The organism is Lysinibacillus sphaericus, from assembly GCF_000600105.1.
GTDB lineage: Bacteria > Bacillota > Bacilli > Bacillales_A > Planococcaceae > Lysinibacillus > Lysinibacillus sphaericus.
Map to the genome: position 1 here is coordinate 2,028,497 of NZ_CP006837.1, position 17,732 is coordinate 2,046,228.

At 32.7% G+C, this 17,732-nt stretch carries 23 protein-coding genes; 17 read left to right on the forward strand and 6 right to left on the reverse strand.

The features are described from left to right. Nucleotides 1-136 precede the first annotated feature (136 nt). The 9 genes from T479_RS09360 (at nucleotide 137) to T479_RS09400 (ending at nucleotide 8,482) form a co-directional block, all read left to right on the forward strand. Nucleotides 137-652, forward strand: coding sequence for an imm68 putative immunity domain-containing protein (locus T479_RS09360; RefSeq protein ID WP_025219348.1), 516 nt, complete (start codon nucleotides 137-139; stop codon nucleotides 650-652). A gap of 96 nt (nucleotides 653-748) precedes the next feature. Further along, nucleotides 749-1,285, forward strand: coding sequence for a hypothetical protein (locus T479_RS09365; RefSeq protein ID WP_025219349.1), 537 nt, complete (start codon nucleotides 749-751; stop codon nucleotides 1,283-1,285). Between the two features lie 274 nt (nucleotides 1,286-1,559). Next, nucleotides 1,560-1,997: a MarR family winged helix-turn-helix transcriptional regulator gene (locus tag T479_RS09370; protein ID WP_025219350.1), complete on the forward strand. Its 438-nt coding sequence runs from the start codon at nucleotides 1,560-1,562 to the stop codon at nucleotides 1,995-1,997. Between the two features lie 53 nt (nucleotides 1,998-2,050). Continuing rightward, nucleotides 2,051-3,247 carry a serine hydrolase domain-containing protein gene (locus T479_RS09375; protein WP_025219351.1) on the forward strand — a complete coding sequence of 399 codons (1,197 nt, stop codon included), beginning with the start codon at nucleotides 2,051-2,053 and terminating at the stop codon, nucleotides 3,245-3,247. 498 nt (nucleotides 3,248-3,745) lie between these two features. Beyond that, nucleotides 3,746-4,165, forward strand: coding sequence for a hypothetical protein (locus T479_RS24050; protein WP_202974237.1), 420 nt, complete (start codon nucleotides 3,746-3,748; stop codon nucleotides 4,163-4,165). A gap of 501 nt (nucleotides 4,166-4,666) precedes the next feature. Next, nucleotides 4,667-5,089, forward strand: coding sequence for a hypothetical protein (locus T479_RS09385; RefSeq protein ID WP_025219353.1), 423 nt, complete (start codon nucleotides 4,667-4,669; stop codon nucleotides 5,087-5,089). A gap of 665 nt (nucleotides 5,090-5,754) precedes the next feature. After that, entirely contained in the window at nucleotides 5,755-6,582 is an 828-nt protein-coding gene (locus T479_RS09390) for a hypothetical protein (RefSeq protein WP_025219354.1), read from the forward strand. Nucleotides 6,583-6,597: 15 nt separating this feature from the next. Next, on the forward strand, nucleotides 6,598-7,599 hold the full coding sequence (locus T479_RS09395) for a hypothetical protein (RefSeq protein WP_025219355.1): 1,002 nt from the start codon (nucleotides 6,598-6,600) through the stop codon (nucleotides 7,597-7,599). 196 nt (nucleotides 7,600-7,795) lie between these two features. Further along, entirely contained in the window at nucleotides 7,796-8,482 is a 687-nt protein-coding gene (locus T479_RS09400; RefSeq protein WP_025219356.1) for an MBL fold metallo-hydrolase, read from the forward strand. A gap of 147 nt (nucleotides 8,483-8,629) precedes the next feature. Here T479_RS09400 and T479_RS23690 read toward each other — a convergent pair whose 3' ends face one another. From T479_RS23690 to T479_RS09425, 6 genes are all read right to left on the reverse strand, one after another. Beyond that, entirely contained in the window at nucleotides 8,630-8,779 is a 150-nt protein-coding gene (locus tag T479_RS23690) for a hypothetical protein (protein WP_158497876.1), read from the reverse strand. 15 nt (nucleotides 8,780-8,794) lie between these two features. After that, nucleotides 8,795-9,124 (reverse strand): hypothetical protein, encoded by a 330-nt coding sequence (locus tag T479_RS09405; RefSeq protein ID WP_052599470.1) that lies wholly within the window; start codon nucleotides 9,122-9,124, stop codon nucleotides 8,795-8,797. A 167-nt stretch (nucleotides 9,125-9,291) separates the two neighbouring features. Beyond that, nucleotides 9,292-9,546, reverse strand: a complete 255-nt coding sequence (locus T479_RS09410; RefSeq protein ID WP_025219357.1) for a hypothetical protein — start codon at nucleotides 9,544-9,546, stop codon at nucleotides 9,292-9,294. A 100-nt stretch (nucleotides 9,547-9,646) separates the two neighbouring features. Continuing rightward, nucleotides 9,647-10,102, reverse strand: a complete 456-nt coding sequence (locus tag T479_RS09415) for a hypothetical protein (RefSeq protein WP_227665435.1) — start codon at nucleotides 10,100-10,102, stop codon at nucleotides 9,647-9,649. Further along, nucleotides 10,099-10,914: an SAR2788 family putative toxin gene (locus T479_RS09420; protein ID WP_081769875.1), complete on the reverse strand. Its 816-nt coding sequence runs from the start codon at nucleotides 10,912-10,914 to the stop codon at nucleotides 10,099-10,101. The genes T479_RS09415 and T479_RS09420 overlap by 4 nt, the downstream gene beginning before the upstream one ends. Nucleotides 10,915-10,929: 15 nt before the next feature. Beyond that, nucleotides 10,930-11,799, reverse strand: a complete 870-nt coding sequence (locus T479_RS09425) for a S8 family peptidase (protein ID WP_081769876.1) — start codon at nucleotides 11,797-11,799, stop codon at nucleotides 10,930-10,932. A gap of 420 nt (nucleotides 11,800-12,219) precedes the next feature. On the opposite strand from T479_RS09425, the gene T479_RS09430 reads away from it, so the two are divergent. The 8 genes from T479_RS09430 to T479_RS09455 all read left to right on the forward strand — a co-directional run bounded on the left by T479_RS09430 (nucleotide 12,220) and on the right by T479_RS09455 (nucleotide 17,668). Next, nucleotides 12,220-13,443: an MFS transporter gene (locus T479_RS09430; protein ID WP_052599473.1), complete on the forward strand. Its 1,224-nt coding sequence runs from the start codon at nucleotides 12,220-12,222 to the stop codon at nucleotides 13,441-13,443. Nucleotides 13,444-13,793: 350 nt separating this feature from the next. Continuing rightward, entirely contained in the window at nucleotides 13,794-14,642 is an 849-nt protein-coding gene (locus T479_RS09435; protein WP_025219361.1) for a helix-turn-helix domain-containing protein, read from the forward strand. Nucleotides 14,643-14,791: 149 nt separating this feature from the next. Beyond that, entirely contained in the window at nucleotides 14,792-14,965 is a 174-nt protein-coding gene (locus T479_RS23915) for a helix-hairpin-helix domain-containing protein (RefSeq protein WP_167331265.1), read from the forward strand. Between the two features lie 4 nt (nucleotides 14,966-14,969). Next, nucleotides 14,970-15,137, forward strand: a complete 168-nt coding sequence (locus T479_RS23920; RefSeq protein WP_167331266.1) for a hypothetical protein — start codon at nucleotides 14,970-14,972, stop codon at nucleotides 15,135-15,137. Between the two features lie 279 nt (nucleotides 15,138-15,416). Continuing rightward, entirely contained in the window at nucleotides 15,417-15,599 is a 183-nt protein-coding gene (locus T479_RS09440; RefSeq protein WP_025219362.1) for a hypothetical protein, read from the forward strand. Nucleotides 15,600-15,688: 89 nt separating this feature from the next. Next, nucleotides 15,689-16,324, forward strand: a complete 636-nt coding sequence (locus T479_RS09445; RefSeq protein ID WP_025219363.1) for a response regulator transcription factor — start codon at nucleotides 15,689-15,691, stop codon at nucleotides 16,322-16,324. Between the two features lie 264 nt (nucleotides 16,325-16,588). Next, nucleotides 16,589-17,206, forward strand: a complete 618-nt coding sequence (locus T479_RS09450; RefSeq protein ID WP_025219364.1) for a hypothetical protein — start codon at nucleotides 16,589-16,591, stop codon at nucleotides 17,204-17,206. A gap of 60 nt (nucleotides 17,207-17,266) precedes the next feature. After that, nucleotides 17,267-17,668, forward strand: coding sequence for a hypothetical protein (locus T479_RS09455; protein WP_024361922.1), 402 nt, complete (start codon nucleotides 17,267-17,269; stop codon nucleotides 17,666-17,668). The last annotated feature ends 64 nt before the right edge of the window (nucleotides 17,669-17,732 follow it).

A 17,732-nucleotide genomic window follows, 5' to 3' on the forward strand; every position in this document is an offset into this window, starting at 1 on the left:
TTGTAAATGGTAGAGGGATATCTGCCTCTTAAGGTGCAATGGTTGTAACATCTTCATGCAAAGCAAAGGTAATAGTGGACAGTAATAGGCTATTTGTAGAACTACTTTGAATAACAAGGCTTTGGAGGGAATCAGAATGGAAGCGAGGATGTACATTGAACGATGGTGGGGAGAATATATTGGCGGAACAGATGATACTTGCACTTTAATTGATTATTTGGTTAACAGAGAATTTGAGATAGAAATCCCCGTAGAGATAGACGTTAAAAATTTGTTGCAAGACTTCCAACTGACTAATGCTCGGGAAATAAAAGACTTTCGTCAAACGAAGGACATTTACTTTAGTTACGATAACGGTCATCGTCAGGATATAGGTTGTGCAATCAATTTTATAATGGATGTTACGGCTATTATAGTTGAATGTCAAAAAAACGAAAAGGTTCGTCTTGTGGATTTGGATGGAGGTAGCTTGGACAAAAATGCTGTTATTTCTTTAAAAGTAGAAAAAGAAGAGCTTGCACTGTTAAGGGGAATAGTAGAGGATTTTGTTCATCACCCTTTACATTATGATTTGGCTGAGTTTTGTTCTGAAGATGATATGAGAGAAATTGCAAAACACTGTAAGGAAATTATAGCAGAACTGAACATGTAAACAGTGATTGAAAAAGCAAAGATAAGAATTTATGGAGGGCTATGAAAATAGCACAGTGCGAACGAGTAAAATTATAATTTCAGGAGTGGTGTTACGATGAGTATTGGCTTGAAAGAGATATGGGATGGGGAAATCCCAGCAGATGAAATGGCTTTAGTGGAGCTATCTGATAAAATATGGGGAATTGGCGGACTGGACACGATTAAAGAGAAGGTTTCGCCAGAGTTATTTCAACTTCACATTGCCATCAATACGATTGGCAACTGGCAGTCGGATGGTTGGGACTATATCTTTGCGTATCAGTCTGAACTCGTACCGCATATATCAGAGGTTTTGGCGAAATTTGGCTTGCTTCATTTGCAGCATGCTTTTGACGAAGTTTATGCAATTTTTCCAGATTTCATAACATTTGAGGATAATTCACTTTATTGTGACATGATTAACTTCCTGCACAATATGCGACATAAAGTAAGAGAAAAACGTTTGAATACGTACACACAAGATGAGCGTCAAGCGATGGTGAAACAATATCAGGAAAAGATTCATCAATTGGATAAAATGACGGGGCCTCTATGGGGATATGGCAGCCCAATGGATGGTTGGGCCGTAATCTTTGAGAATTTAAAGGATTAGAATGGATAAGGCGTTCATAAACTCTAAGAAAGAAAAGTTTTTATATACAGCATTTATCAAAAGAGCAAAGATTAAAGGATTGATTAATCATGTTATTCCTGGATTATGGCCTTCGTTTTGCAACACGTACTACATAATTGTGACAAGACATTTATCACTAAATCAGCCTTTTACCTCCTGTATGCCCTAACGGTAAGACATTTCTATATAAAGTTGACGTTTGACAAAATACTTGCTAATATATTAGACATCTAACATATTAGTGGGTGGTTTTTTGTCTTTATACGAACAGGTTAAGCGCATTAATGAAGCAGAATATACGATAAACCGTTTGATCTATAAACATTATAAGCAATATTTAAATAGCGGTATTACAACGCAACAAGCGGTTGTATTAGATATTGTATACTTATCTAAACGTATTACGGTCGGTGAAATTGCGATTGAAATGAATATTAGCTCTAGCGCAGTTAGCCAATTAATAGCGAAGTTGGAAAAGAATAATTATATCAAGCGAGAAATTAATTTACAAAATCGGCGTGAAGTATTTATAACGTTAGCTGAAAATGGCTTAGAGTATTTTTCGAAGCAAGATTATGTAGAACGACAAATTGCTGATAAAATTTATTACAAACTTTCATCAGATGAGTTAGATGAATTAGAACGGATTGTTGAAAAATTGAAGGAGATTTCGATGAAGGAGTTATTATAAAGCTTCTTCATACCAAATATGTTAGATATCTAATTTATTTAGGAGGTTAACAAATGAAGATTATACTTAAAAATATCGCTTTTAAAGGTGCAGTGTATTATGAAAAAAACGGACAAATCAAGCACTATTATGATGGATATCAAGAACTCGAAAAGAAGCATAATATTAACCAAAATACACAATTTAATTTAGCATCATTAAGTAAAATGTTTACTGCCGTAATGACGTTCCAGCTAATAGAAAAAGGACGGTTACAGTTAGAAGATAAAATTTCAAATTGGTTTTATGCACCTTATTTTACCGAAGTAACAGTAGCACAATTACTAACACATACATCCGGTATACCAGAGTACATAGTAGAAGATACAACAATAAGCGTTGAAACATTTATTGAAGTAGGGCTACCACAATTTGCGCCAAAGGAGTACTGGTATTACAGTAATACGAATTATGTTTTGCTTGCGAAAATAATTGAGAAAGTTAGCAATTTATCATATGAAACATATTTACGACAATATATTGCAGAACCATTAAATCTTACCTATACAACAACTCAACCTGCCAAACAATGGGAAGCGCATGGTCAAACGTATGATTATGAGGAGCAACGATATAGAAACGTTTCTGATGACCCGTATTTTCATCAAATTGAAAAATATAATAATGCATATGGTGACGGTGGTATTTATGGAACAGTGGCAGAGGTGGCTAAGTTTTTAAAGGCATTTTTGCAAGGTCAGTTCATTAGCAAAGAGCATGTCCAATTGATGTTAACCCCAACAGAATTAGCTGATAATTATGGCTATGGTTTTATTGTTCAAGATGATTGGGTTGGTCATACAGGAGGATGGCTTGGTTGTTCAGCACAAGCTTTTATTAACATATCCACATCGGAATTGATCGTTTTAGCAACGAATCAAGAAGTGTTTCCTCAATATGAACAAGAAATTATGAATTACTTAATGGGAATACAATCTTCTGTTGAAGCACCAAAACATATCGACATATTATCGCTCTCTAAAAATGATGATATTACGGGTCGATATGAATTAGGAGATGAACATGGCACAAGATTTACGATTATCAAAGAAAGACAATTTATGATTTCATTTGAACATCAGTTGCCTGTGCCGCTTTATAAAATAGATGAGTCGTATTATTGGATACGTAATACGATGAGTTATGTAAATATCGAGAATCAATTATTTATCGATGAAGGTGTTGAAGTACCTTATCAAAAAGTTAATTGATATAGTCACAAAAGTTACATGTATGAAAAGCCAAAAAGCAGTATGTACATGATAAAGGGATTAATTTAAGACTCATTGCCGCAAATACTGTAGAAAATAAACTTTATTTTTCAATTAGCTGAAGTATTGGATTAATGTGTCCGTTAGGAATTGGATGATAAATGGATGGAAGAATGTCTGTTTCAAAGATATCATTGGAGTTAAGGAGGTAATCGCTTGATTTTGAGCGTTATCCATAAAGAGTTAGCCTTAGTATCTCTATATAGAAGTTAAAGAAGGTTTTTGTTTTATTCTTTAAATTGAAAAGGAAGGCTATTTAGATAAACAAATAAAGTTGTCCCTTTACGTTCGACGCTTAATAGAAGATTTATTGTGAATCCTATAAACATTAAAATATCCATAGATTCAGTTAAAATGGAACAGTTAGAGCACATGTAAAAATGGATGCGATACAGATTTGTAAATCTATTCTTAATATTTTATTTGGAAGGTGCTATTGTGAATTGTGAAAATAAAAATATCAAACTATATATGAATGATGGAAAGATTTTTGATGGAATTTTAACATTATATGAAGAATCTCCAGATGATGAAGAGATGGTTTTAATAGTGTTATCTATTTTGGGGCACACAATAAGTTATCAACATGAGAACTTTTTTCAAGCGCTTCAAAGTTTGCGTCAAAATTTAGAAGAGAAAAAAATACAGATTATGTGTAATGGAGCTGCGCTAAATATCTATCCATCTCAAATGCAACTTTCGATGGGGAGTGGACGTTTGGCATATAAATTAAAATTTGGAAAACCCGCTATATCAGAAGATATAGTTGATATATTTGAGTGTGAAGATGATTTGAAGTTTGTTAAAATTGAAGACCAGCTTAAATATTATTATAGGTGGTTAAAAAGCTTAGGTTAAATATGATAAAGAAAGAGTTACATCACTTATTACCAACATACATTTTGCAAAGTAAACGAGAAATATGCTGGTGCCCAAGTTCTCCCCGCATGGAATGAGCAGGCATTATTTTAGGCAAAAAAATTTGTTGTAATGAATTAGATGAGCGATTTTCTGAACGTTACTGAAATGGGACGTGGTAGGAGCACCCCGCTGTGAAGATTAAAGAAGAAATAAAAATGTTTAATTTTGAAGTGATTTAATAGGGGGTTGTTCCGGAATAGAAGATTCAAGTGTGAAGTGAATTTAGTTTGTAAAAGTTTTCTAAGTTTAAAAAGAAGCACTTGTTTGTCACTAGCAGGAAGCAAGTGCTTTTCATGTATCACTTTCATAAGTTTAGAAGGTAATTGTTATTTAAATCGATTTATGAGGACAAACATACTGCTTAAAGTATCCTATTGAATTATTGAGAAGAGAGTATGTCTTCTAGTTTTCTCAAATACTTCTGGAGAAGGAGAAATAATGGATATAAATGAAATTAAGAATCTACCTGATAGAGTACCAACTAAAACACTTATATCGATGTTTCAAAATGCATTAAATCAATTTGAAAATAATGAAATTAAAAAAGATAATTTTTTATTAACCCTTAGTCAACTAACAGACAGGCAAACTATGACATACGAGTTATTAAGAAGTGATATAAGAAATGATATTGATAGAACTCTCTCTAGATTATGGAAGACAGATTCATATGATGAAGTAGATACTATTCTTTCTATTGTAGTAAATTTGGGGCTAGAAATTTGTTTTAAGAAAATAAAAGAATCACTGGGGCATTATAATACTATAGATAAATCAACCCTAGATGAAATTCAGGAAACAATAAATGAAGTTGGCGAGAATATTGCTAATCCTTATTATGATTTGGAAAAATTTAAGTGAAAAATAAGATGAATTGCTAAAAAAGCAAGATTACCATATAATGTTGCAATACAATTAAATCATAAGCCCTATTTGAACAAATTTATATTTTGTTAAAAGACACTATAGTAAAAGTTATGACTATTTGTAAGATTGGAAAATTACCATTGTACTAATTGATATTGAGTGCGCTATAAGCCCTTTGTATTTGACTCATTTAGCCTACACGATTGAGAAGTGCTATTTTTACAATAAAGCAATAAGAGCAAGAACAGGATAAGGTTTATTTTTACATATAAGAGATTGATTTGCACAAGAAACAAACAACCAGTTTATGTAAGTTGAATGGTTTAAGCATAATTAACATGTGGTATAAAAGATTCATATGGTCAATACTATGAGCATTTTAAAAATCACGATTGTTATTACATAAGAGAAGATATAAATTAAAAGCACTTGATTGCCTACAACAGGGGATAAGCGCTTTTTTTTCATGTTTAAATATTGAGTGGTTATAAAGATAAAACCAAAAGAGTTGCTTGGAACAATCTATAAGTGTTGAAATCGACGCTACTATATGGTTTACATTCTCTTAATATTCAATTAGGAATATTTTAAATGATTTAACCAAAAATATTGTATAGTTATTTTCAATAAAAAAGAATAGAAGGATGGGATGATTAGAAATGAAGAAATTTTTCTCTCTGTTGTTTATTTTATCTTTGTTTGTATTTATGCCCTTGGTCACTAACGCAAATGATCTTTCTGAAGAGGCCATAGAACTTCAGCGTAATGATAGAACCGACTTTTCTATTCCTGAAAAAAGCGATTTAACATCAATCATGGGAGATGGGGATAGTAAAATTTATAAAGTTGCCCTTGGTATGAACAGAAGCGAGAAATTAACCTTGGTAACTAGAAAAACATTTGATGTAACTATTACAGATCCAAATGGTGATAGAATCGTTCAAGAAACGGGATTAGGGGACGAGGGTAATAGACAAGTAGAATTTGAAACAAGTATTGTTGGTGAATATTATATTCAAATTAAACCTTCGGAAGATGGAAGAAATAATTATCCTTATAGTTTACGAACAATTGTAGGGGAGCCAGTCTATCTTTATGCTAATCCAAGCTATCGAGTAGATTTACGTACTTCTTCTATATCTTCAAGAAAAACAACGAGTGATATTCAATATTTTGATTTAACGAATATTAGCAGTATTCCTGACGATGCTATTTTAACAGATTTTACAATAGGCGGTAAGGAGACAAATCGCTATTTAGTTAGTTTGTATTCAATCAAGAGAAGTCTTCGTCCAACATCTAGTTTTTCTTGGATTGATGCTACGTTCCCTTTATATAATCCAAAACAATTAGATGCTGTTCCAAAGCATGCTCAAATAAAAGTAAAGCAACCTTATGCATTTAAATACTCTGCTTCTTTCGATTTACCGGGAACCTATACTTTACAACCCTTTGTTTTAATAAGCTATAAACGGGAAATGAAATAATAGGAGGATTTAAACATGTTGCACTCATTACGTTCAATTTCTCAAAGACAAACTTTTAACTCTCCATCTTATCCAAAAATGGTGTTTTCTCGTAAAGAACAACAGGCTCCTTTAAACTCAAATCAATTAGGCTCACAATTACGGGAAGTACATCACCATAAGCGGGATAATCGTTTGACCATCGAGAAACATCCAGTTGTAGGTAATCCAAATAATTATAAACGCTTCTCCTTAGAGGGAAAAAGCCAAATGTTAGCGAGCATACAAAATTATATTCATACCGGTAATCCTGCTTATCTAAATAGTGTAAGAGATAAGAATAAGGTTTTAAAGGGGTTTCAAAGTTTAGGAAGTGTAGATTCAGCTTTGAAAAAAATGGAGTTACATATTCAAAAAAAACAGACTAAATTAAACTCAAATATAATAGAATCTCCATCAAGAGAAAGTAATTTTCACAATCAATACCAAGCGAAGGTTCTCCATGTCGATTCAAATTTTAATTTGACTATCAAAAACAATCAAGTTTATGGTATTCCAACTGATTATGGGATTATTAATTATCAGTTTATTGATGATGGGTCATCTAGATATGTAAAGTTATTACATTATGATAATCAAATATCCGATCACAAACGTGTTCATTTAGAGCGAAAACGGCAATTGTTACAGGACATCCAAACTTTTATTCATACAGGTAGTTCTTCATGGTTACACACTGCAAGAGATAATAGTGAGATTTTACAGGGCTTTGAAAGTTTTGGCATTACGACTGAGGAACCCTTTACCATAAATAATGGGTCTAAACGATATCGAATTAGTCCGAGCGGCATTTTGCACAATGTTGATTTAGAAAGTAAAGGAATGCGCGAACAAGATTGGCGCAAATATGGTCACGACGAAAATACAGTTTTTTTAATTCAAGGGAAAGAGTATAAAATGGATGAAAACGGAAGACTTCCTTTACCAGAAGATTATGTTCATAAATATGAGCAAGTAAAAATTTTTAAAAGAAACTAAAAGAGGGCTATAATGGCTCTCTTTTTTTATGAGTTCAAGGAGACGATGACAAATGGTACTATATCTAGCGAAAGGTAATAAAAAATAATGTACATTTCTTTATGCAAGTTGTCTTTGCAAAAATCCAAATGCATTATAAATGTATAAATTATGCTATTGATTCTTATAGAAGCGGACAGTATGGGGGAAAAAGATAATGGAGATTTTAGAATTACCGATTGAATTTGAATTTAACGGACAAAGGAACACGATATATCCTAGCTTAATTGTATGGAACAATGAACTAACATTGGTCGATACAGGGTATATAAATTTTTTACCATTGATTGAAAATGAAATTATTAAACGTGGCTATGAAATGAAATATTTAAAGAATATTATCATTACGCATTATGATGATGATCATATCGGCTCTTTACATGATTTCAAAGAAAAATATCCTTGGATAAACATTATTGCTAGTGAAATAGAATCATCATATATTAGTGGCGAAATGAAGTCTGAGAGATTAGTTCAGGCGGAGGAATTACTGGAAAATATGCCACTTGAAGAAATGGAATTTGGCAAATGGTTTATCAAACAACTAAAGGATTTAAAGCATATTGCAATCAATCAAAAGGTCCATGACGGTGACATGATTTTACATAACGAATGTCGAGTAGTTGCAACACCTGGGCATACATCAGGGCATATTTCATTATATTTTCCAAAGTTAAATAGTGTTATTACAGGGGATGCTGCTGCTAATGAAAATCAACAATTAGTTATTGCAAATCCACACTTTTGTTTAAACATGGACAACGCAAAACACTCTTTGCGTAAAATTCAAAACCTTCAAGCTGACACGTACTATTGTTATCATGGTGGGAAAATTGCTTTATAGTAGGGTGAAGCATGTTTAAATGGCAATTGTGATTGGAGAAATTAAAATTTTAGCGCATCACTCTATTGACACATTGAAATGACATGTCTCAATAGATTGCTTGTATTATAGTTTTCCATTTTTATTAATTAATTTTAAGTAGATGCATTAAAACTTTTTCTTAAGCTTACGTTGTAGCACATTAAGAGAAGTTTTATTTTTCTTTGTTAATTTTTTCAATGTTTCTTTAGCGTATTTATTCGCAGGGTCTAATGCTAAAATTTTATAACAAGTTTCAAGAGCTTTTTCATTACTCACTAACTTATCGGGCACCTAATTTAGGAATAATAAGTGTTCTAACGTATCGGGATCTTGTTCATTTGGCAAAGTTACTAGCCTTTCAGCGTGAAAGAGGGTGCAGTGATAGGCACCTTCTATATGCGTTAAAGAACATATAAATAAAGATAATGCAAGATTGTGTAATTCAACAGATTCTTCCTTCATCAATAAATAGTGCAAAAAAGTATAATTCATCATATTGCCGTTATCGTAAGCGATCGATATTAGTTGACTCTGAAATTGGTCGAAATCGCTTTTGTGATATAACGCTTCAGCTTCTTTAAAGTTGAATGATAGAATTTGATGCTCTAGATTTTTTAACATGAAATCAACACCTACATATTACTAATTTTTAGCTATTTAAACATTTTAAATCGCATAAATAGATAAGAAGGGCTCTTAACCATTTTAAATATCACTAGGTTAAAAAGAATCCTTATAACGTTTTAACCTAGTGCTTGTATGTCTTTTCACAAATGTAATGAATAATTTTACTTCATTTTACTTTGCAATTCTTTAAGGGAAGTTTTCGCAGTTTTATTCGAAGGGTCTAACGCTAAAATTTTATGGCAAATGTCAATCGCTTTTTCATCACTCACTAATTGATCGGGCACAATATTAAGCAATAATAAATGTTCTAAGCTAAATGTATCTTGTTCATTTGTTAATTCAACTGCTCTTTGTGCGTGAAAGAGGGCACAATGATAGGCGCCTTCAATAGGTGTTTCAAACTTATATAACATCATTATAAGAAGTGTGCTTGAACTTTTTAAATAGCATGAGGTTAAAACGAGGATTCGTTTTAACCTCATGCTTGTAAATCTATTTACAAATGTAATCGATATTTTACTTAGTTTTACGTTGTAATTCTTTAAGGGAACTTTTCGCAATTTTATTAGAGGGGTCTAACGCTAAAATTTTATGGCAAATGTCAATCGCTTCTTGATCACTCACTAATTTATCAGGAACGATATTAAGAAATAATAAATTCTCTAAGTCACCTGCATCTTGTTCATTTGTCAGTTCTACAGCTCTTTGTGCGTGATAGAGAGCACAATGATAGGCACCTTCAATAGGTGTTAAAGAGTTTACAAATAATGAAAAGGCAAGAGTATGTAACTCCGCGGTTTCTTTCTTCATTATAAGATAATGCAAAAAAGTATAGTAAATCATATTGCGGTTGTCATAAGCAATGGAGATTAATTCACTATGAAATTGTTCGAAATCGCTTTTTTGATATAATTTTTCAGCTTCGTTAAAATTGACAGACAAAATTAATTTTTCCAAATTTTTTAACATCATTTATTCACCCACCCATTACTTATTTTTATTTTACCATTTTCTCTTACAAAAGTTACTGTTATAGTATGACCATTCATCATTAACGTTTTCTTTCTTGCGCTCTTATAAGGATCCTCTTTGCCGTAACGCATGACGTGGGACATGACCTTTGCTACATCATCCCAATTATTCTTCGTTACTTTATGCCAATCATGTTTTGGATCTAGGATGTGCTTGCGTGAATTAGCATCTAATCTTGATACAGAAGACAATACTTTATCAAAATTTCTACTGCGAATCGCATTCGTTGTAGCTTTTCTACCGTATTTTTTTATAGCATATGAAATACCGTATCTTGCTACGGCGGCTATAATGACTACTGGTAAAGCAGAAGATTGGGCTTCTAGTGTATCGATATCATAAATTTCGCCATCAGTTTGATCGACAAAAGTTGCTGAGAACTCCTGTCCTTCATTTGTATGAACGATTACTTCATATTCATGGGAGATTTTTTCTCCATCTTCTTCCACTGTACCATGCAATAAAATGGATTCGGTAATTGTATCATAATATATTACAGTGGATACATGAACATCTGTTGTATTTATGTCAGTATATACTGTGACCAAATCATTATCTTCTTCGACATGTAAATCAAATTGTTCAGTATCATCGATTCCGAGCTCTTGTAGTATTTCATTTTCGACTTCAATCGTATTATATTCGATCGTGTTCGCTTCATCATTTGCGTAAGATTTGAGTGGATCAACACTTGGTACAAGTGAAATTAGCATTGTTATTACAATTAATTTAATTAAGAATTTTTTCATCATTCATTACTCCTTTTCCTAATTAAGTTGTATAAAACCATGTCCGTATTCTTCATCAAATCCAGGTAGTCCTAAATCTTTCACGTAAGGTGCTAGAAAGCTATTTAAATTAGTACTATTAATCTTTTCATTAGTGTTTCCAAGTAAATAAGCAATAGAGCCAGTAACGAAAGCTGCCGCAAAAGATGTTCCATTAAATATGCTGTAGCCACCATTTTTGTCAGTAGATAAGATATTTTTACCTGGTGCGGCGTAATCGATTTTGCCTTTTCCAGAGTAGCTATAGCTTGTGAAATCAGGTTTTAATGCAGAAACTGAAATGACACCTTCGTATTTCGCTGGGTAATCAACCCTTAATCCTAGTGTGTTACCAGAAGCTGCTACAATAATAATTCCTTCGGCTAAAGCTTTCTTTATAACCTTTTCAAATTCCAGATTATTTGTTTCAAATCCAAAGCTGATATTGATAATATCTACATCATTTTTGATACTCCATTCGATACCGTTGATAACTGTTTGAAAGTCACTTTTACCTTGGGTATTTAAAACTTTGACATTATAAATCTCTACATTATCCTTTGCGATTCCAGAAAAGCCCATTTTATTATGAGATGAACCGATAATCCCGGCAATGGCTGTCCCATGGTTTAACTCATCAATTGGTTCTTGGTCCGTTTCGATAGCGTTATACGACGCAACGATCTTATTTTTTAAAGCAGCATGATGGGAAATACCACTATCCAATATCGCTACTTTAATCTTTTTATTAGTTGGTTTTTCGCTCTTTCCAGAAGTTGAATGAATCGCATGATACCCCCAAATTGCACTGTCTTCATATCGAGCAAACTTTTGAATGGAATAACCTATAAGGAACGCTAGTAACAACATAACAAGGACAACTAAAATGCGTTTTTTAATATTTCAATCACCCTTTCTTATCTCCAAATAATCTTAAGAACTGACTTCTAGATAGATTTGGATATTGATGACTTAACTAATATCCTCATTTTGATATTTTTATAATAAGTGATGATTGATTAGATATTTCAAAATATTCGCAAAAGAATATTTAAAGATAAGTTCCTACGATTTTATAGTGGGAGGAAAGAAGAGATGGAATATTATTTTCTAGTATTCTTTTAGGAATATTTTGATTATATGGGTTAAAATTTTTGTATATTTGTATAAATAAAGAAACTTAACATGATAGATTTAGTACAGGATGATGGGGGAAGGGAGGTTAGGCATAATGTAGTAGAAGTTTTTTGAAATATAAATGAAGTAGAGAAAATCGAGGAGTGAGTAAGTATGAAATTCATTCCGAAAGTCTATTTTATTAATAAACAATTCACACAAATTTTTTATGCACAATTTCTATCAGGTCTGGCAGATAAAATTATCCTCTTTATTTTACCTCTATGGATTTTAGAAGTAACAAGATCATCCATCTTCGTTTCCATTTTAAGTGCTTGCAGTACAATTGCTATCGTGATTCTTTCTCCGTTTATGGGGACTTTTGTCGATAGATTATATAAAAAAAATTTAATGCTTGTCGCAAACAGTATACGCTGTTTGTTATTGATTTTACTTGCCGTTATTACAATTTTGGGCTATTTTGATTTTTTATATATACTCCTTATTTTTATTGTTTATTCATTTGGTAGTACGTTACATTCACCAGCAGCCAATGTTGCGCTCACAATTATTGTCAATGATGATGAGCTACAGGAGGCTGTAGCTATTAGACAAACATCGAATCAGCTAGAGAGCGTTTTAGCGCCAACGTTAGGTGGTCTGTTATTTAGCGTGTTTAGTCCAGGAAACTTCTTTCTTATTAATGGGTTGTGCTTCGTTCTTTCTCTTCTTATATTGTTAACTTCAAATATTACAGAACAGCATAAAGCTAAAGCGAAACAATCTTTTCTAGTAGACTTAAAGGAAGGCGTGTCTATTCTTTTCCAAGATAAGATATTAAAAACCTTTCTTTTTAGCGCGGCTATTATCAATATTTTAGGTGCAGCAATTATGTTAACACTACGAGTAATCGTTATTAATATGGAAGTAAGCTCATTATGGTGGAGCCTTATTTTTGTTGGCTCACCTGTTGGGGTAATCATTGGGGCTTTTATGTCAATGAAATGGAAAGTACAATCCAGCATATTTATTTACGGTTTTATATATTGTGCGGTCATGGGGTTTTTTAATATATTGATGAGTCTAGCTAATACGCCACTCGTGCTAACGATTTTTTACTTTTTATCTGGAATAGCATTTGGTATGGGGAATACTTATTTTGGCATAATGTATAGAAGAAAAATTCCCGTTGAAAAGCAAGGAAGATTTTTTGGGTTTTTAAGTGCTGCCTTATTAATATCCATTCCAATCGGACAAGTTTTTACGGGTGTGTTATTAGATTCTATTAATCCAAACCTTGTTATGGGGATATTAGGCTTGCTAACTGTCGTTACTGCATTAGTCTCAATAAAAGTATTAGGTCGTGAACAAAAGAAAAAAATCGAATATTCGAATTGATGGAGCGAAAGCTCTGACTTCCATTAATACGCTTTGCAAGCCCCTTTCTTTCAAGAGGTTTGCAAGGCTTTTATTAATGGACAACAAAAAAACGCTAATTGTACAATAAAGGTAGATTTGGTACGTTACTCGATTTTGAAACAGGGGAGAGTGGTTTTAAGAATAGTTTGATTTTCTTCAAATTAGCCTCCTCTCCCAGTACCGATTAACCAAAGTGTTGAAGTTGTTATTTCCATCTTGACCTCATTGATCAATTTAAATACCCCCTTGTTAACTACATCATTACATACATTTCAATCATTTTAGAAAAATATTCATAAAAGAATATTTTGTAAGGAGTGAATGGTAACGTGAAAGGTTATGGTGAGATTACAAAACAAATAAGGATTAGCAAAGGGTATACGCAAAAACATGTGGCAGCTCATTTTTTAACACAGGGTGCGTATTCAAAGTTTGAGAATAACAATACGGACATCACCTTTGCCTCGATGCATGGGATAGTAAATCAACTAGGTATTACATTTGAGGAATTTTTTTATATTCAAAATGGCTATCAATATAGTAAACGGGATGATATAATCATCCAATTTTTTCGTTTACCCTATAACAATGAAATAGTACTTTATAGACTGAAGGAAAAATGTAGACTTTATTTAAAAGAAGCTAGGGAAGATCAACAGATTATTCATATTTCTACTATTTTAGATGGATTAATCATTCTAGCTAAAGCAGGTGATTTGGAGCAAGCGAGGGCTATTGTTGAACCAGTTTGGCAAGACTTATCTAAATATAACCAACTTTTTGTAGCGGATTTATATATGTTAAATGCCATTTTATTTTTATTCCCTTTACCAACAGTTCTTCAAATTAAACAATTTGCTTTACGGCATATTGCTTTGTATAAAAACTTTCGTCATGTTTCACGTTTGAAAATTAATATTTCGATGAATATTACTTTGCTATTAATACAAGATAAAAAATATTCAAAAGCACAAAAAGAAATTTCAAACGCGATATCTTTATGCAAAACAGAAAATGATTTCATTTTATTGGGTATTTGTTATGTCAGAAAGGGGATCTGTCTGAATCACCTCGGACAAGCAGGTGGAAAATGGATACGAAAGGGGAAAAATATTTTGATGGCGCTTGAACAATTCATGTTATTACAGTTAGTAGAACAGGAAATAAAGCAATACTAAACTAAGTACATCATTGCATTTCATTAGGACCACTTGCATAATAAGTCTTAAGAAAGACTGTCAATGTTTAAACTCTTGATTAAGATATGGCTATGGTAGTCATACTTAAATACAGCTGACTCATCGGAAAAAGAAAGGGTGGTACTTCTATGACGGAATGGCCCAAAGGCGTCGCTAAGCCAGCTATTCGAGCATTAAATGCTGCTGGCTATACACAATTGCAACAATTAAAAGAGGTCGACTTAGCGACATTAAAAAATCTACATGGAATAGGCCCCAAAGCACTCGCAGCAATAGAAGCGGCATTAAAAGAAAGTAGGTAATGGATTGAATAAACTCACATTATTTTTAATAGCCATGGTCGTCTATTATATCCTTGTTATTTTTATTGTAAGTAAGCTATTTATGTTTCCAATTATAAAAGGAATGATGCTCGTTTTCTTTATTGGGGCAGGCTTTATATACTCAAGAAGGATGCGCAAGAAGTTACAGTAGGTTTAATTCTTATGAAGAGGTTGAGGCAAGTACATAGGTATGTTTGTATTCACAATTTCAATTCAATCAATAGGCTGGAAACGTAATTTATCCCATGTCTTAACATTGTAAGATGGCGTGTGAAAACAAGAAAACAGTCGATTGAGAAGGTAAAAGCCCTTTAATTGACTGTTTTTTTATTCGTTTCGTGTTTTCTAAGCTCACATGTTATGGGGTTAGAAAAATTTGTATGAAAGTTATGTACTAGACTTACGATGAATTTAATTAGAGGTGGATAAAATGAAATATTTAATCGCTTTATATGTAATGATGATGCTTATTGTTTTTGTAAATTTGATTAGTGAATTTATGTTAGGTGGTCGTTATTCAGCCATTGCTAGTTGGATTATTTGTATGTTGTTCTTTTTTGGAACGATCTTTTTTGCTAATGCTAGATACTATTTAAGTAAGATTGGTAAGTAAATAATAATAGAAATACTACATAAAAAATGTGGTTGATACTGTAAATGTGTCGCAACTTTAAATGAAACTTTTCGAAGGAAGGGATACGATTGATTTCAGTTTTAGTTGTGGATGATCATCCAATTGTTTTAAAAGGGTTAAAAACGTTGTCACTGGAGATAGAAGATCTTAATTTTGAAATTGAGAAGAATCCTCATAAGGTTCTTGATAGAATGCAAGAGGAAGAATTCCAGGTATATTTAATTGATGCTTGTATTGCCACCAATAACAATCTAGAACTTATGACAGAAATTAAAGCAAAGCAGGAACAAGCAATTATTATTTTATATACGACTGATGGTGTTCGTTCGTATTATTCCCTATTAGTTGAGAAAAAAGTGGAGGGCATTCTTGTAAAAACCGCTCCTTTTGATCAAATCATCTCTACAATTCGTTTAAGCATTCAAGAGAAGATTGTGATTCCAACCGATTTTTTAGATTATGTAAATGACAAAATAAATGATCGATATGCTAATTTAAAGTTAACGCATCGAGAACTAAAATTGCTGCAGATGTTAATGAAGGGCTACCCAAATAAGAAAATTGCAGCAATATGCAATGTTTCTGTACGTACGGTAGAACGCCATTTAACACAGCTTTTTAGCCTATTAGGTGTGTCTACACGATTAGAAGCGGTTGAGGTTGCAAAAGAGAAACAATTGCTTAATGAAATGAAAGATAATTGATGATAAAAAGTGTCGAGGGAAATCGGCACTTTTTTAGTTTTTTCAATTGCACGTCATCACTTGCCATTAGCAATTACTAGAAGCGAAAAAGCTCGAACTTGGGGTATTTAGAAGACTGTTAAGAAAGGAAATTTAATCGTGACCGACAGAAATTATGACGGTACCGACAAAAATATTGTCGGTTGAAATGTCGGTTATGGACAAGATAAAATTAATTTAACAGCTTATCGAAAGGAGAAATTTGTATGCCCTAAGAAAAGAATTATGATTGCTGTCTATGCACTTCTGTTAACAATCGGCATTAGTAGCAAAATTGTATTTGGTAAAGAACAAAATGCTGTAAGTAGGGAGAGGATTGAGCATGAATATGCTGTAGCTAAAGTATTAGACGAAATGCCTGATATAGCCCATAAACTTCAAGAAACTACTAAAGAAAGTGGTTTAGCTTTAGTAGAAGAATCGTTGGATAAAAGAAAAGCAGATTTTAGATTAAAAGTTCATAATGAAATGAGTCATTTGAAACATGACAATGCTTACTTGGAAAAAGCCGCTGTAGAGGAAACAGAAAGGTATATAGATGCGATACGAATTGCGAAAGCGATTTATGGTGTAAGTATCTCCCAAGATGAAGTCAATCAATATATTGCTACAAATGTTGCGGATATCGTATTGCCAGAAAAGGAACGCTACGCAAAGGCACTGGGGATATCTCTTTATAAATTAGATTATAGCTTTGATCGAGATTTTTATGTGATGGACACATTATGGGATAAGCTAATGCCTGTTTTAATGGCGCGTTACCCTCAAGAAGATGGGGAAGATAGTAATTTATATCTGGACAGAATAAAAGACGAATTTTATAGCCACTCATTAACAAGATGACAACTATATGATAACAGCAGTATCAAAAAATATTCGCTGAGCTAATAAGGAGGAGTTTTCATGAATAAGAAGAGAGCTTTATCAGTATTAGGAGTATCTGTAATGATGTTTTTGGGGGTAACAGGAGTAAGTGCATATAATGCTAAATTTAGTTTTGATATGAATACAGGTCTTTTCAATGGAAAAGTCTATACTTCTCCAGCGTACAAGTATACAAAAGACGAAGATCCATTTTTAAGAGTGGATTTTATTGAATCGAGTGTACGGACAAAATTTGGAGTTGTTAATTCCAATGGTGATGCCAGAAGCTCAACTTTGACAACTCGTAGTGCTACTTCTAGTTTATTGAATAATCTAGGAATGGCTCAAAATCATCAATATCGGATGGGCATACAAACAGATGATGGAAGTTGGTATAATCGGTACAATGTCAGGGGGGCCTGGAATCCTGATTCCTATTAGAATCTAACAAAAAGGTTTCCCTCCATATTTTCATGGAGGAAAACCTTTTTGCCTACTATTTTTA

Excerpts from the sequence above, each read along its gene's own strand:
- T479_RS09360 (WP_025219348.1), top strand. The coding sequence starts at position 137 with ATGGAAGCGAGGATGTACATTGAACGATGGTGGGGAGAATATATTGGC.
- T479_RS09365 (WP_025219349.1), top strand. The coding sequence starts at position 749 with ATGAGTATTGGCTTGAAAGAGATATGGGATGGGGAAATCCCAGCAGAT.
- T479_RS09375 (WP_025219351.1), top strand. The coding sequence starts at position 2,051 with ATGAAGATTATACTTAAAAATATCGCTTTTAAAGGTGCAGTGTATTAT.
- T479_RS09385 (WP_025219353.1), top strand. The coding sequence starts at position 4,667 with ATGGATATAAATGAAATTAAGAATCTACCTGATAGAGTACCAACTAAA.
- T479_RS09390 (WP_025219354.1), top strand. The coding sequence starts at position 5,755 with ATGAAGAAATTTTTCTCTCTGTTGTTTATTTTATCTTTGTTTGTATTT.
- T479_RS09395 (WP_025219355.1), top strand. The coding sequence starts at position 6,598 with ATGTTGCACTCATTACGTTCAATTTCTCAAAGACAAACTTTTAACTCT.
- T479_RS09400 (WP_025219356.1), top strand. The coding sequence starts at position 7,796 with ATGGAGATTTTAGAATTACCGATTGAATTTGAATTTAACGGACAAAGG.
- T479_RS09405 (WP_052599470.1), bottom strand. The coding sequence starts at position 9,124 with ATGTTAAAAAATCTAGAGCATCAAATTCTATCATTCAACTTTAAAGAA.
- T479_RS09410 (WP_025219357.1), bottom strand. The coding sequence starts at position 9,546 with ATGATGTTATATAAGTTTGAAACACCTATTGAAGGCGCCTATCATTGT.
- T479_RS09415 (WP_227665435.1), bottom strand. The coding sequence starts at position 10,102 with ATGATGTTAAAAAATTTGGAAAAATTAATTTTGTCTGTCAATTTTAAC.
- T479_RS09420 (WP_081769875.1), bottom strand. The coding sequence starts at position 10,914 with ATGATGAAAAAATTCTTAATTAAATTAATTGTAATAACAATGCTAATT.
- T479_RS09425 (WP_081769876.1), bottom strand. The coding sequence starts at position 11,799 with ATGTTGTTACTAGCGTTCCTTATAGGTTATTCCATTCAAAAGTTTGCT.
- T479_RS09430 (WP_052599473.1), top strand. The coding sequence starts at position 12,220 with ATGAAATTCATTCCGAAAGTCTATTTTATTAATAAACAATTCACACAA.
- T479_RS23915 (WP_167331265.1), top strand. The coding sequence starts at position 14,792 with ATGACGGAATGGCCCAAAGGCGTCGCTAAGCCAGCTATTCGAGCATTA.
- T479_RS09440 (WP_025219362.1), top strand. The coding sequence starts at position 15,417 with ATGAAATATTTAATCGCTTTATATGTAATGATGATGCTTATTGTTTTT.
- T479_RS09450 (WP_025219364.1), top strand. The coding sequence starts at position 16,589 with ATGATTGCTGTCTATGCACTTCTGTTAACAATCGGCATTAGTAGCAAA.
- T479_RS09455 (WP_024361922.1), top strand. The coding sequence starts at position 17,267 with ATGAATAAGAAGAGAGCTTTATCAGTATTAGGAGTATCTGTAATGATG.